The 15,249-nt window shown below is 32.1% G+C and carries 16 protein-coding genes; all 16 read right to left on the bottom strand.

What is annotated here, in order from left to right:
* Positions 1-12: 12 nt before the first annotated feature.
* Positions 13-792: a DUF4292 domain-containing protein gene (locus DM444_RS04425; protein ID WP_111284520.1), complete on the bottom strand. Its 780-nt coding sequence runs from the start codon at positions 790-792 to the stop codon at positions 13-15.
* Positions 793-805: 13 nt separating this feature from the next.
* Complete coding sequence (locus DM444_RS04420; protein ID WP_111284386.1) at positions 806-2,158, bottom strand: tetratricopeptide repeat protein; 1,353 nt, start codon at positions 2,156-2,158, stop codon at positions 806-808.
* A gap of 48 nt (positions 2,159-2,206) precedes the next feature.
* Positions 2,207-3,223, bottom strand: coding sequence for a sugar phosphate nucleotidyltransferase (locus DM444_RS04415; protein WP_111284384.1), 1,017 nt, complete (start codon positions 3,221-3,223; stop codon positions 2,207-2,209).
* An 84-nt stretch (positions 3,224-3,307) separates the two neighbouring features.
* Positions 3,308-3,742 (bottom strand): dUTP diphosphatase, encoded by a 435-nt coding sequence (gene dut, locus DM444_RS04410; RefSeq protein WP_111284382.1) that lies wholly within the window; start codon positions 3,740-3,742, stop codon positions 3,308-3,310.
* 28 nt (positions 3,743-3,770) lie between these two features.
* Positions 3,771-5,231, bottom strand: a complete 1,461-nt coding sequence (locus DM444_RS04405; protein WP_111284380.1) for a lipopolysaccharide biosynthesis protein — start codon at positions 5,229-5,231, stop codon at positions 3,771-3,773.
* Between the two features lie 95 nt (positions 5,232-5,326).
* On the bottom strand, positions 5,327-5,773 hold the full coding sequence (locus DM444_RS04400; RefSeq protein WP_111284378.1) for a GNAT family N-acetyltransferase: 447 nt from the start codon (positions 5,771-5,773) through the stop codon (positions 5,327-5,329).
* A gap of 573 nt (positions 5,774-6,346) precedes the next feature.
* Complete coding sequence (gene atpG, locus DM444_RS04395) at positions 6,347-7,207, bottom strand: ATP synthase F1 subunit gamma (RefSeq protein ID WP_111284376.1); 861 nt, start codon at positions 7,205-7,207, stop codon at positions 6,347-6,349.
* 89 nt (positions 7,208-7,296) lie between these two features.
* Positions 7,297-8,874, bottom strand: coding sequence for a F0F1 ATP synthase subunit alpha (atpA, locus tag DM444_RS04390; RefSeq protein WP_111284374.1), 1,578 nt, complete (start codon positions 8,872-8,874; stop codon positions 7,297-7,299).
* A gap of 37 nt (positions 8,875-8,911) precedes the next feature.
* Positions 8,912-9,445 carry an ATP synthase F1 subunit delta gene (gene atpH, locus DM444_RS04385; RefSeq protein ID WP_111284372.1) on the bottom strand — a complete coding sequence of 178 codons (534 nt, stop codon included), beginning with the start codon at positions 9,443-9,445 and terminating at the stop codon, positions 8,912-8,914.
* A gap of 4 nt (positions 9,446-9,449) precedes the next feature.
* Positions 9,450-9,950 (bottom strand): F0F1 ATP synthase subunit B, encoded by a 501-nt coding sequence (locus DM444_RS04380; protein WP_111284369.1) that lies wholly within the window; start codon positions 9,948-9,950, stop codon positions 9,450-9,452.
* A gap of 89 nt (positions 9,951-10,039) precedes the next feature.
* Positions 10,040-10,237 carry an ATP synthase F0 subunit C gene (atpE, locus tag DM444_RS04375; protein ID WP_008465835.1) on the bottom strand — a complete coding sequence of 66 codons (198 nt, stop codon included), beginning with the start codon at positions 10,235-10,237 and terminating at the stop codon, positions 10,040-10,042.
* A gap of 35 nt (positions 10,238-10,272) precedes the next feature.
* Positions 10,273-11,448 (bottom strand): F0F1 ATP synthase subunit A, encoded by a 1,176-nt coding sequence (gene atpB, locus DM444_RS04370; RefSeq protein WP_111284357.1) that lies wholly within the window; start codon positions 11,446-11,448, stop codon positions 10,273-10,275.
* A gap of 118 nt (positions 11,449-11,566) precedes the next feature.
* A complete protein-coding gene (locus DM444_RS04365) occupies positions 11,567-11,959 on the bottom strand; it encodes a hypothetical protein (protein WP_111284355.1) in 393 nt (130 codons plus the stop codon).
* A gap of 58 nt (positions 11,960-12,017) precedes the next feature.
* Positions 12,018-12,245: an AtpZ/AtpI family protein gene (locus DM444_RS04360; RefSeq protein ID WP_111284353.1), complete on the bottom strand. Its 228-nt coding sequence runs from the start codon at positions 12,243-12,245 to the stop codon at positions 12,018-12,020.
* On the bottom strand, positions 12,226-12,624 hold the full coding sequence (locus DM444_RS04355) for a bactofilin family protein (protein WP_111284351.1): 399 nt from the start codon (positions 12,622-12,624) through the stop codon (positions 12,226-12,228). Before DM444_RS04355 ends, DM444_RS04360 begins: the two co-directional genes overlap by 20 nt.
* 5 nt (positions 12,625-12,629) lie before the next feature.
* Positions 12,630-15,191: a type IX secretion system periplasmic lipoprotein PorW/SprE gene (porW, locus tag DM444_RS04350; protein WP_455423260.1), complete on the bottom strand. Its 2,562-nt coding sequence runs from the start codon at positions 15,189-15,191 to the stop codon at positions 12,630-12,632.
* Between the last annotated feature and the right edge of the window lie 58 nt (positions 15,192-15,249).

The raw sequence follows: 15,249 nt of genomic DNA, 5'->3' as shown, positions 1-15,249 counted from the left end.
ATTTTTGCAAATTTACTTAATTGTCACTTTTTTATAACCGCTTGGAACACTATACGGAAAAGAAAGTTCTTCATTAAATGAAATATTATTATAATTCAAATTTATATTTGTTTTTCCTTTTGGCTGTACTGCATTAATTTCGATACTTGTTGGAAGTGTTCCCTGATCGAAATTTTTACTGTCAGAATATGCAATTTGTAATGTTCTGTTTTCTGATGGCTGTGAAATTTCTTCTTTCTGAACTAAATACTTTTCACCATCTAAGAAGAAGGTTTTCTTCAAATTAGCATCTTTTTCTTCATCCAGTCTGAAAAGATTATCTACAATTGTCTGCGTATATTTTCCTTTTCTTAAATCGTCAAAAGCTTCTCCAACCAAAAGATTCTGAACTTTACTATAATCTAAATCAGTTCCTAACCATTTGCTCAAACTTGTAAAATCTCCTTCATAATAACTACCGTTTATTTTCTCATAATAACTTACTGCAGAAGGTGTTATTAAGGCTTTAGCCATTGTAATTCCTAAGAAACGAACGCTAATTAAAATCTGTTTATCTTTTTCAATTCTGATTTCAGCAGTAACATTTTGGCTTTGTTTTTCATCAACATATTTTGCACTTGCTTTTATGTATAAAGTAGAAAAATCTAATTTGTTATCATAATGTTTTTCGATTACTTTTTTGTCTTCTTTTGGTGCAACTGTCTGGCTTGTACTTCCTTGTACTGCTACTGCTTTCGACTTACATGAAATTACAGCAATAGACAATACTAGTATTGATATATATTTTTTCATCTGCATTCTTCTTTTATTTTTTCTTTTTTAATACTTCATTTGCCTTCAAAAAGTATTCCTCTTTTTTCTTTGCATCTCCCAATCCATTGTAAGCTTCTCCTAATTGAATATTAAAATTTGATTCTAATTTTACGTCATCCACCACATAATCAAGACCCATTTCTAAGACAGTTTTTGCATTTTTAAATTGCTTTTGCTGATTACTTCCTAAACCTGCAAAGTAATAAAACTGAGCCTGACTCGGATAAACTTCAATCAGCATCATGGCTCTTTTTGTCATGGGTTCAAATTGTTTTGCCTGCGCATACGCTTCTAGCAGTAACATATTGGTTTCAAGATCAGTATCTGAATTTGCTTTTAAATCTTTTTCATAATATTTAATTGCATTTTCAAACTGACCTTTGCTGTGATAAAACTTTCCAATTTCTTTAGCAACATCTACATCTTTATCATTGTCAAAATAAGAAATAGCTTTTTCCAAATCGGCAGAATATTGTGGATTTTTATTTACATAAATCAAAAATTCATTCAAAGTTCTGTGTTTGATTTTTGAATCGATTTTTGAACTTGCTAAAATCACATTCATCGATTTTATAGCTTTATCTGCCTGATTGGCATCTAAATAAGTTTTGAACAAACTCACCTGTCCCCATTCTGAATTCGGAATTTCTTTTGCCAACTGTTTTGCTACTTCAAGCGATTTCTCATTTTCATTGTTTTTTGAATACAATAAAATAAGATTCAAATAATTGGATTCTTCTTTCGGATCTTTTTTAATCTGCTGAATTAGATTATCAATTTCAGCATTCTGATATTTTCCCTGCGATAAAATCTGCGCTTTATAAATTTCTCGATCAGAAGATTTTCCGAACTTATCATTCATTTCATTTATCGCAATCAGCGCTTTATCATACTGATTGGTAATCATGTATAACGAAATCAAATCGTCTTTGTACTCTTCGTCAAAAACAATTATTTTCTGAATAATTTCAATTGCCAGCGGATAGTTTTTTGTCTCGTAACTTACATCATAAATTCCAAGCCAAAACCATTTGTTTTTAGGATCAAGCTGTGTCGCTTTTTCAAAAGCATCTTGTGCATTTTGGTATTGTTTAAGCGACAGATAATTTTTCCCTAATTCGAAATAAGCAACTGCGTCATTGGGTTTTAGCTTGATACACTTCTCCAATGACACAATAGCTTTATCATAATTTTCAATTCCTTTTTGTTTTAACGATTCATAAAATGAGTCTTGATATTCATCTGTTGCCATAGCAATATCTTCGGGTTCTGTTTGTGCAAAAACCGAAAATGAAGTGCTAAACAAAGCAAAAAATAAAACTGTAAAAACTCTTTTTCTGATCATTTCTAAAAATTACATTTAAAACAAAACGAAACTTTCTTAATTTTTATTTTATTCTAAAACAGCATAATCCCCAATACTAATGCTTGTAAATTTACCATCATAACTTACATGATTTCCGATCATTGCATTATCAAGACTAGCATTTTTAATTTGAGAATACGTTTGAATCAAACTGTTTTTGATTGTACTGTCTGTTACATGACAACCATTTCCAAGAGAAACATTTGGTCCGATTGTAGTGTTTTTCAAAACAACATTTTGTCCAATGTAGCACGGAGGAATAATTGTTGAATTTTCTAAAGTTACACCATAATCTACTAAGTGCTCGCCGTCATTGTGTAAAAAGCCTAACATTCTTGTATTGGTTTCAACAGTAACATCTTTGTTACCACAGTCCATCCATTCGTCAACGCTTCCTGTTTTGAAAACTTTTCCGTTTGCCATCATTGCTTTGATACCATCATTAATCTGGTATTCGCCACCATTCTGAATATTATTATCCAAAACATTTTGAAGTTCATTTCTTAGAATTCCAACTTCTTTAAAATAATAAATTCCGATAACTGCTAAGTCGCTTACAAACTCTTTTGGTTTTTCAACCAACTCTATAATTTCATTATTCTGGTTCAATTTTACCACACCAAAAGCTTCTGGCTGATCTACTTGTTTTACCCAAATCACAGCATCAGCTTCTGGATCTAATTCGAAATCTGCTCTAATTAAAGTATCTGCATAAGCGATTACAGCTGGTCCTGAAAGAGATTCCTTCGCACACATAATAGCGTGTCCAGTTCCTAACGGTTGATCCTGACGGTAGATTGAAGCTTTTGCTCCTAATCCTTTTGCTAAATCTTCTAAACTTGCTACAACATCATCTCCAAAGAAAGCTTCATCTCCTAAGATAAAAGCAACTTCTTCAATTGGTTCTTTTAATATTTTGGCAATATCTTCAACTAAACGATGTACAATCGATTTTCCTGCAACTGGAATTAATGGTTTTGGAACTGTTAATGTATGAGGCCTCAATCTCGATCCACGGCCTGCCATTGGCACAATTATCTTCATTTCTTTATTTGATTTTATGGGAAGATTTTAAAAAATCTTCATTGGGTTTGGTCTTTCTTTTTTCAGTATTTCTTTTGCAGAAATTTATTTCACTCCAGTACTTCCAAAGCCTCCTTCACCTCTTGATGTTTCAGAAAGTGTTTCAACTTCAATCCATTCTGCTCTTTCATGTTTTGCAATAATCAGCTGTGCAATTCTCTCTCCGTTTTCAATTACAAAATCATCATTAGATAAATTTACTAAAATTACTCCTATTTCTCCTCTATAATCTGCATCAACAGTTCCTGGTGAATTCAAAACAGTCACACCTTTTTTTGCAGCCAGACCGCTTCTTGGCCTTACTTGCGCTTCATAACCTATTGGTAATTCGATAAAAAGTCCTGTTTTTACAATAGTTCTTTCTAAAGGTTTTAACGTAATTGGTTCCGTAATATTGGCACGCAAATCCATTCCTGCAGATGCAATAGTTTCGTAATTTGGTAAATCGTGTTGTGATTTATTGATAATTTGAATTTTCATTTTTAAATATAAAATTTTTTAAAGCGTCTTATTTTCTCTTCATTATTCCTTTAATAGTATCTTTTTCAAAATGGTAAACCATATACATAAACACTAAAAGAAGTGGAATTCCAACATAATATTTTTCTCTAAATCCATAAAATGAGATAATGGAAAATAATATTGAAACTCCTAAATAAGCACCAATTTTGTTCATATCATAAGGAATTGGATAATACTTATTTCCTAGAATATACGAAATAAGCATCATGCTTCCGTAAGCCGAAATAGTTGCAATCGCAGAACCATAGTAACTGTACTTCGGAATTAAAAGATAATTTAAAATTAAAGTAACAATAGCACCTACAATAGAAATGTAAGCACCAATTTTTGTCTTGTCCGTAAGTTTATACCAAACCGACAAGTTGTTGTAAATTCCTAAAAAGAAATTTGCCAGAATAATTAATGGCACAACTTTCATGGCTTCCCAATACGATTTGTTATCTAATAATAAATATTTTAAAAAATCTGCAAAAACGATAACGCCTAATAAAATCAGTGATCCAAGAATCACAAAATATTTAGTAATAACGGCGTAAGTTTGCGGAGCATTTTCATTTTTTGCATGACTAAAAAAGAAAGGCTCGATTCCTAATCTGAAAGCTGTTGCAAAAAGAACCATAAACAATCCTAATTTGTAACAAGCAGAATATGCTCCAACTTCAGATTTTGCTAAATTTTCAGGGAGTAAATATCCTAAAAGAATTTTATCGAAATGCTCATTTACGGCAAAAGCCAAACCGGCAACCAAAATAGGAAGCCCGTATTTCATCATTTTTTTCCAAAGAATTGGATCGAATTTTCGTCCAAGCGAAAGATAATTTGGAGAAAGCACAATGAACGTTGCTAAACTTGCCAAAAGATTAGCAATGAAAATATAAGCGATTTGGAAATTCTCTACATATAAATTATCCCAAACAGAATTTGGGTTTGACGCAGCTAATTTTGGAAGATACATCAAGAAAAATATATTCAGTAATAAGTTTATAACAACGTTTCCAATTTTAATTGCTGCATAAACAATAGGTCTTTGATTAGCTCTAAGTTTAGAAAACGGTATTAAAACCAATGCATCTAAAACTAAAATCCATACCGAATAAGTAATATATTGTACATCGACTTCTGCTAAACTTGCCAATGTATTTCTAAAAATTAAACCTGCAAAAAGAAATAGAATTGAAGTCCAAAATATTGAAATCGTAGAGGTTGCAATTACATTTTTCTTATCTTCTTCTGCACTGTAAAATCTAAAAAATGCGGTTTCCATTCCGTAGGAAAGAACTACGTTAAAGAAAACCATCCAAGACAATACGATCGACACTTCACCATACTCGGCAGTAGGTAAAATTCCTGTATATAATCTCACTAATAAAAAACTTAGCATTCTCGGTAAAACTGTCGCCAGTCCGTAAATTGCCGTTTGCTTGAATAGATTTTTATATAATCCCAAAATATAATTCTAATAATGTTTGTAAGACAAAAATAACCATTTCTTTTGTTTAATGGTGCTTTTGTTGATGCAATAAAGAAAACTTATGTTTGTTTTTAAACCGTCATTTTCTTTTCATCTAAAATTTTGACAAAATGAAATCCTCTTGGTGCATATCCTTGGTTGTAATAAAATCGGTGAGCAGCAAAATTTCCTGTAAAAGCATCAAGAACGATACTGCTACAGTTTAATTCATTAGCTTTTTTCTCTACATAATCGGTAAGCATTTTTCCAATGCCTCTTGATCGATAATCAGGATTTACAACAAAATTATCAATCTCAAGATATTTTCCTGTCCACAATTTTGTAGCCGACCAACAGCCCGTTAATCCTACACAAAAATCATTTTCAAAAACTGCAATTTGAGTGTAGTTATGCGGTATCATTTCTAAAAGATAAGATTCATATTTTTCTAAACTCAATTTAGGATAAAGAAATTTTATCGTTTCAATTTCAGCTAACATTTCAGAAATTATAGATAGTTCTTTTATATATAGATTCATAAATTTTGCTATTTATTATAATCAAAATTACTTAACAATTTAGTTAACAGTTACATAATTAACACACAACAACATGTGAAATATATAAAATATGACAGAAAATTATGTAACATTTTTTTAAGAGTTCTGCATAAATTTGTTTCACAGGGATTGAGAAAGCTAGATACAACCCTTATAAAAAAGGAAGCACTGGGACTAATAAAGCTTGTTTGTTCCCACAAAAGACAAAGCATAAGGGATTGATTCAGCTGTGTGTAACCCTAATAAAAACAGAGCACTGGGACTAATAAAGCTTGTTTGTTCCCATAAAAGACAAAGCACAGGGATTGATTCTGCTGAAATGTAACCCTTAAAAAACAGAGCATTGGGATTAATAAAGCTAGTTTGTTCCCATGAAAGACAAAGCACACAGAGTTATCTGTCAATTTTTTATAAAATGGTAGTGATTCTCAACTTAACTATAATTTGAGAATCACCATTTTATAAAAAATTATTTTTAAAAAAGAATAAAACTTCCAATAAAAAGAAAAGCCAGCAAATGCTGGCTTTTCTTTTTATATATTACGGAATAAATTATCCGTTTAAAGCTTCTGCTCCACCAACAATTTCCAAAATTTCACTTGTAATCGCAGCCTGACGGGCTTTGTTGTAAGTTAATTTCAGTTGGTTTCTTAATTCAGTTGCATTATCTGTTGCTTTATGCATTGCAGTCATACGTGCTCCATGCTCAGAAGCAAATGAATCACGGATTCCTTTATACAATTGCGTTTTTAAAGACTTAGGAATTAAAGTCAAAACGATTTCTTCTTTTGATGGTTCAAAAATATAATCTCCAGTAGAAGCCGCTGCATCAGTATTGATAGGTGCTAACGGTAAAAACTGCTCAGTTTGAACAATTTGAGTCGCAGCATTTTTAAACTGATTGTAAACTAACTCAATTCTGTCGTATTCTCCAGATAAAAATTTCTCAGTCAAATTATTTGCAATTCCAGCAACATTTTCAAAAGTTAAGTTATCGAAAATTGCATTATGGTGACCGTGAACGTTATGAGTTTTGCTTAAAGAATCGTTTCCTTTTTTACCAATTGCAAAAACATCAACTTGTTTTCCAGCATAAAAATCAGTACGATTTTTAATCTCTTTAATAATATTTGAATTGAAAGCACCACATAAACCTCTGTTAGAAGTTATCGCAACTAGCAATACTTTTTTTACTTCACGTTGTGTAGTGTAATCTCCTCCTACTTCACCTTCAAGTGTAGCAGAAAGATCTTGCAATAACTCCGTTAATTTCTCGGCATAAGGACGCATTGCAGTGATTGCATCTTGTGCTTTCTTCAGCTTTGCAGCAGAAACCATTTTCATAGCCGATGTAATCTGCATCGTCGATGAAACGGAAGTAATTCTATTACGGATTTCCTTTAAATTTGCCATCTATTATTTAGAAAATGTGACAATTGAAAATTAGATAATTAGAAGAATGTTTTTTCATTTTCTAATTATCTAATTAACGAATTATCTAATTAGTTATATTTTGCTGAAACTTCTTTTGCTGCTTTTTCGATAACATCAGTGATGCTGTCATCAAATTTACCAGCTTTTAAAGCATTAAGCGTATCTTTATGTTTACTGTTTAAGTAAGCTAAGAAATCAGCTTCAAATTCTTTTACTTTATTTACAGGAACGTTTCTTAATAAGTTTTTAGAACCAGCGTAGATAATAGCTACTTGGTTTTCAACTGTATAAGGATCATTTAAACCTTGTTTTAAGATCTCAACGTTTCTTTTACCTTTTTCAATTACGTTTAAAGTAACAGAATCTAAGTCAGAACCAAATTTAGCGAAAGCTTCTAATTCACGGAATTGAGCTTGATCTAATTTTAAAGTTCCAGAAACTTTCTTCATAGATTTAATTTGAGCATTACCTCCAACACGAGATACAGAAATACCTACGTTAATTGCAGGACGAACCCCAGAGTTGAACAAATCTCCATCAAGGAAAATCTGACCATCTGTAATAGAGATTACGTTTGTTGGGATATATGCAGAAACGTCACCAGCTTGAGTTTCAATAATTGGTAAAGCAGTTAATGAACCACCACCTTTTACGATAGATTTGATAGAATCTGGTAAATCGTTCATGTTTTTAGCGATACCATCATCAGCAATTACTTTACAAGCACGCTCTAATAAACGAGAGTGTAAGTAGAAAACGTCTCCAGGGTAAGCCTCACGTCCCGGTGGTCTTCTTAATAAAAGAGAAACCTCACGGTAAGCAACAGCTTGTTTAGATAAATCGTCATAAACGATAAGAGCTGGACGACCAGAATCTCTAAAGTACTCTCCAATTGCAGCACCAGCGAATGGAGCATAAACTTGCATTGGAGCTGGGTCAGAAGCATTTGCAGCAACGATAACTGTATAAGCCATTGCTCCTTTTTCTTCTAACATTTTAGCGATTCCTGCTACAGTTGAAGCTTTTTGTCCAATTGCAACATATATACAGAATACAGGTTTTCCTGCATCGTAAAATTCTTTTTGATTTAAGATTGTATCGATACAAACAGTTGATTTACCTGTTTGACGGTCACCAATAACAAGCTCACGTTGTCCACGACCAACTGGGATCATAGCATCAACAGCTTTTACACCAGTTTGTAATGGCTCAGTTACTGGTTGACGGAAGATAACACCAGGTGCTTTTCTTTCTAAAGGCATTTCGTATAAATCTCCACCGATTGGTCCTTTTCCATCAATTGGAAAACCAAGAGTATTAACAACACGTCCTACCATTTGCTCACCAACTTTAAGAGAAGCAATACGTTGAGTTCTTTTTGCTGTAGATCCTTCTTTAATACCTGTTGAAGGTCCTAATAATACAACACCCACATTATCCTCGTCAAGATTCAATACGATACCTTCCATACCGTTATCAAATTCCACTAACTCTCCATATTGTACATTAGATAGCCCGTAAACACGAGCAATACCGTCTCCAACTTGAAGTACAGATCCTACTTCCTCTAGCGTAGCGCCAGATTCAAAACCTTCTACTTGCTTTCTTAATATCGCTGAAATTTCAGCAGGTTTGATTTCCGCCATCTTAATTTATAATTTAGACACTTTTTGTGTTATAAAACTAATTACTTAACTCTCTTTTTAATACTTGTAATCTGTTTGCAACTGAAGCGTTGTACTGATTATCTCCTATTCTCAAAATAAATCCACCAATGATTGAAGGATCTACTATATTTTCAATTGTAATTTTTTTATCTGATAAAGTTGCAACTTTTGCTAAAACTTTAGCTTCTAAAGCAGCATCCATCGGAATTGCTGTAGTAACTTTTGCTACTTCAACACCTTGATCTTCATCAAATAATTTATTGTATCCTAATGCAATTGCATCTAGAATTTCAAATCTTTTATTTTCGAATAATAAATGGAATAATCCTTTAGTCACTCCATTTGCATTTGAAAAAACTTCTAAAAGAGCACTTTCCTTAACTTCAGCTTTTGTAGTTGGGTTTAGAATAAATGTTCTCAATTCTTCATTTGCCTCAATTGCAGAAACAATTGACTTCATATCGTTATTGACAGCTTCGGCAACACCTTTAGAGTTTGCTAAGTCTAGAATTGCTTTTGCATAACGAATTGCTGCTCTTGTACTTGCCATAATCTTAGTTTAACTTTACGTCACCTAACATTTTCTCAACTAATTTAGTTTGAGATTCTTTGTTAGATAATTCTTCTTTCAATAATTTTTCAGCAATACTCAATGAAAGAGTTGAAACTTGAGATTTCAATTCTGCCATTGCAGCATTTTTTTCGCTTTCGATAGCAGCTTTAGCTTGCTCGATCATTTTTTGACCTGCTTCTTGTGCTTCGATTTTAGAATCAGCAATCATTTTCTCTTTCATTTCGCGAGCTTCTTTCAACATCGCGTCACGTTCAGCACGAGCTTCATTCAAAATTCTTTGATTGTCAGCTTGTAAATTTTCCATTTCTCTCTTAGCATTTTCAGCTGAAAGTAATGCATTTTTAATACCTTCTTCTCTTGCAGTAATAGATTCCATAATTGGTTTCCAAGCAAATTTCACTAAAAGCAAAATTAGTATTACCAAGATTAAAGCTTGCCAGAAGAATAACCCGAATGAAAAATCGTTAATTAACTTATCCATTTTATAACTATATTAAAATATTTAATTTCTTTTTTAAAAGTAACAACATCTTTAACCAACCGTTAAAGATGCTGTTATTTCTCTCTTTATTATTTTCCTAAGATTAAAGCAGCGAATGCTAAACCTTCTAATAAAGCCGCGATAATAATCATCGCAGTTTGAATTTTACCAGCAGCTTCTGGCTGACGAGCAATAGCGTCCATAGCAGATCCACCGATTTTACCTAAACCTAAACCTGCACCGATTACTACTAAACCAGCACCTACTAAAGTTGGAATTGTTCCCATAACTATTTATATATATAAAATTAAACTTCTAAAAATTAAATAATCGCAGTTTCGTCTTCGTGGTGGTGAGCATGATCATGATCTTGAACAGCCATACCAATAAACAATGATGATAACATTGTGAAAATAAACGCTTGTAAAAATGCAACTAAGATTTCAATAACAGAGATAAATAATGTTAAACCTAATGATATTGGTAAATCTGCTGCTAAATTTTTTCCAACAAAAATCATTGCAATCAAACTCATAATTACTACGTGACCTGCAGTAATGTTTGCATACAAACGGATTAATAATGCGAATGGTTTTGTTAATGTTCCTAAAATCTCAATTGGAGCTAAGATAATTTTCATTGGAACTGGTACTCCTGGCATCCAGAAGATGTGTCCCCAATAATCTTTGTTTGCACTAAATTGAGTAATGATAAATGTAAAGGCTGCTAAACAAACTGTAATAGCAATGTTTCCTGTTACGTTGATTCCTAGCGGAGTCATTCCTAATAAGTTTAAAACCCAAACAAAGAAAAATACAGTTAATAGGTAACCCATATATTTACGGTATTTTTTCTCTCCAATATTTGGAACTGCAATTTCATCTCTAATGAAAATTACTAGTGGCTCTAAAACTCTACCAAATCCAGTTGGGATTGGTCCTTTTTTATATGATCTTGCTAAACCAGTAAACATAAAGAATAATAATACTGATACGAAAAGCATTGAAACAACATTTTTAGTAATCGAAAAATCTAATGGTTTTTCGTTTGATGGATGACCGTGCTCATCAAAGTTGATTGTTCCGGCTGCATCTGTTTTGTAAATTTTACCGTGAACTAATTTGTAGTAGCTACCGTCAACTTCTGCAACTTCTTCTCCGTGGTGTAATTTTGAAGAAGAGAAAACTTTTAAACCTCCATCAATTAAAATAACTGGTAATGGAAAACCGTAGTGCTTATTTTCTTTTTCATCTGAAAAGAAAACAAAGTCATGAGAATCTTGTAAGTGGTGATCAATAAAAGCATCTACTTTAGCCTTTGGATCAAGAGCAACATGCTCTCCCTCTTCGTGAGCATTGTGTGAAACTACTTTCTCTTCGTGAGCTGTTTCAGTTTGAACATGCGTCGAGTCATTTTCTGGATTTGCGAAACCCATAATCGGTAAAGCAGCTACAAAAGCAGCAAGAATAAAGCTGAGTGGTTTGTTTGAAATCACCATATCGTGGAAAATCTTATTTTTTTACGTTTCTAAAATTTGGTGCAAAGGTACATTTTTTATTAATATTCAAAAGGATATGAAAAATTATTTTTAAACCTTGTTTTAAAGAATTGTTATTTTATGGCTTTTCATTTAATAATCGGACAGTTAAAAGCGTCTGAAATAACAAAAACAGCACAAATGTTAAAAAAAAACTCATTTTTTCAACATCGCTCTCTCCTGTTTTGATTTTTAAAATTGGCTGCAAAACTAAATAGGCTAATAACATTTGTGCAAAAGTTCCAAATAAAAATGTCATCCCGACAATTTCAAAATTCTTCTTTTTCATCAATAATAATATAAGGTATAATAAAGCCGAAATTCCGAAGAATGATAAATACAATAATTCTAAGCTATAATGAAAACTTTGACTATTGATTCCGCCAACGAAAAAAATTGCTTTATGTGAAATGTAGGCTGTTAAAGATAGACAAAATAAATAAAAAACGGATTTGTAATTTTTTAAAAGCATTTGAAATAATTTTGATGCAAAGATGCAATTTTTATCTCAAGCGGTTTTTATTTACAAACTACTTTGTTTTATTGATCTCATTAACCTGTCGGATTACATTATATAATGCAATACCGACACCAATTAATACAAAAATGGTATTATAATATACTTTAGGGCTTGGATGGTTTTCGTCTAGCCAGGTTCCGAAATAAGAGAATAAGAAAATAATAACCCCCATTTGAAAGGGGATATTAATAAATGCAAGCCATTTGTTTCTCCTATTATTATTCGGCTCCTTTTCCATCTTCTAACATTATTACCTGATTTGAATGTGCAAGCATCGTGCAAGTTGCTGTGAAGTCTGCGCCTGGTTCTATAGAGAGTTGCCCTACAGCAACTTCTCCGTGAATTTGAGCAGTCGATTTAATATTAAGGGTTTCAAGAACTTTTATTTTTCCGTGAAATTCTCCTTCTATGTCAGCATTATTACAAATAATTTCTCCTTTAATAACTCCTTTGGCCCCAATAACAATTTTGCCTTGCGAAGTAAAATTTCCAATTAATTCGCCGTCTAATCTAAAATCGGCTTTAGAGACGATGTCTCCTACTATTGATGTTCCTTCTACAATTCTATTCGTTTTTCCTAATTGTTCAGTTCCGTTTTTTTTTACTTTTTCAAACATGGCGGTTAAGGGGTTTTTGGGGTCAAGTATGCTTCTAAATTCTTTTTAATCTGAACAATTTTATAATTATCAGCTGATATAATTATTGCCTGATCTGGAATTTTATATTTTTTATCATCTCTGAAAACTCCAGCAATATCATTCGCATAAGCTTCAGATTTTAAACCATGAATAACTACAAAACTTTCTGTTTTATTGTATTTATCCAAAGATGTTGTCAATCTTTCGTAATTTTCAACTAACAAAAATACTCTAATTGCTTCTTCAATTCTTTTAACCGTTTTAGTATCGGTATTAGCAACACGATATAGTATTTTCCAATTTTTGTTGTCGACAGTTGTAAAATTAAGTCTCTCTAAAACCGGAACTTGTTTTTCGAGAATTTCTCTAGCATTTTTACCTTCTTCACTGTTCGGGTAATTGTCTGCTACATTTTCAAGACCTTTTTTATAAGCCTCCAAACCATTTACTTTTCCTAAAGTATTGGCTTTTAATAATTCATATTTAGAAACAATATCTTCGCCAGAATATTGATTAATTAAATTATCAATATTGGCTAAGACTTCATCAAAGTGTTCTTCTTCAAAGAGTTTAAACCACTTTTTGTATTCTACGTCAGGATTAGAATTCGGATCGTCCGATTTATTATTTAAAATCTGAGCATATCTCGAAGTTGGATATTTTGTCGAAATTTCAGCTTTTATTGCTTCCGCTTTTTCTGGATTTGTAATTTGATAAATTTTATACAAATTATACATTGATGGCAAAATCAGTTTTTCTTCAGGATTATTATGCAGTAATTGTTCGAGCTTATCACTAGCTAAATTATATTCCTTAAACTTCTCCTTATATATAAGTCCTAATTGGTAATATGCAAAATTGCGTTCTTTACCAATACTATCCATCGCAGCTTCTGAAGTTGGAAGCTGTTTAACATAATAAGCTACAGTATATTTTTCTGGTACAATGGTATCTTTCAATACATTAGCAACTTCTTTTGTATTTATGCTATCATTAATTGCATCGCTAGCAGATTTTGTTCCTCCTAATCTCCAATTTCCTCCTAGAGATCTACTACCCCACATTTTTTTAAACTGCAGTTTTCCGTAGGCAACCGTTGTTGGATTGTAGAAATAAAAAGTACTTGCATTGTCATTATTACTTCCTGGAGGCATTCCGATTCCATCAGATTCTGCAGGTTTACCTAAAGATTGTGGATTAACAGCTCCATTTACAGGTCCTTGTGCTTGTGAATTTCGATCGATGTTTGCTAATCGTTCTTTTTCTTTTTCCTCAAACAGTTTTTTTTCTTCGTCTTTCTTTTTAAGCTCAGCAATGTAATTTTCGAAGAAAGATTTCTTTTCAGTCGGTGGCATATTGTAAACTGTAATAATACTATCATTACGTTTTGCAACCGCTTCGTATTTAATTACGTTATCTAGATTTTTTCTGTTTTTTTCTATAAACGCATACTCTCTAGTTTTTGGATCTAATTTTGTCAAAGTACTATCATAATACTTCGCGGCCATTGTATAATCTGTATTTTTGAAATACATATTTCCAATGTTACGGTATGCCGATGCCATTAAATATGGATCTTTGGATTTTCTTCCTAAAGATTTATTGTAAAATACTAAAGCATTTTCTTGATCTTTCTTTTTGTCATAGTAAACTCCCATTTCATAAAAAAGAAAATCATAATAAGGACGGTTTTCACGATCTGTAACCAGCTTATTGAATGTTTTTAAAAAGATGGTATCGTTATCTTTTCCATAATCAAACATTTGTGCTTTTTTCGCGTAAGCGTGCATCATATATTTACGATCTGCTTTTCTATTTAAATCAATTACAGCATCATAAAAATAGATTGCGCTATCTCGTTTTTCTTCAGCCTGATACATTTGGCCAAGAATAAAACGGTATCTAGCGCGCTCTTCATTTTTTCTAGTAAACTGCTCTGCAATTCTAAGTCTAGAAACAGCACTGTCTTTTTCTTCCAAATTCAGAAAAGCTTCTGCAAGAAGAGCATTTGCATCGGCGTAAGTTTGTTTGTCTAAATCTGTATTTCTAAGTAAAAGTTTGATGTTTTTTAATGCGATGGCATCATTACCTAAGCGCATATTGGTTTTTTCGCGCCAGATTTTTGCAATGTAAATATTATTACTTTCTGGATATTTGTATAAAATATAATTGAACGCCTCAATTGCTGGGATAAAACGCTGATCATAATATCTCGCTTTTCCCAACATTAAGTAAGCTTCATCTATCTGAGTGTTTTTTTCTCTACCCCCAATATTCATCGAGTGCTTCTGAATCGCTTTGGTCGCTTTTGTCTCAGCTCTTTCAAAATCAGGGTTTTTAGCTTTTTCTCCTTCAGAAAAATTTTCGTCAAACTGCATTTTTTCTATTGGCAGTAATTTCCAAAAATTATCTTCATTATTAGACTGAATAGAAAGCAAACCTTTATCTAAACTAATCCCTCCATTGTACAAAATATTATATTTAGTACCAACAGAGTGAGAAGTTCTAGACAAAAATGTATTTTTTTTGGTAGAACAAGCTATCAAAAAGAATAAAAAAATGAGAATAAAACTATATTTAAGAGTATTCTTTTTCAATAGAAAG

The sequence above is a fragment of the Flavobacterium ginsenosidimutans genome (assembly GCF_003254625.1).
GTDB classification, from domain to species: Bacteria; Bacteroidota; Bacteroidia; order Flavobacteriales; family Flavobacteriaceae; genus Flavobacterium; species Flavobacterium ginsenosidimutans.
Note: the sequence above shows the minus strand (reverse complement) of the source record. Positions and strands in the feature narration are given on the sequence as shown.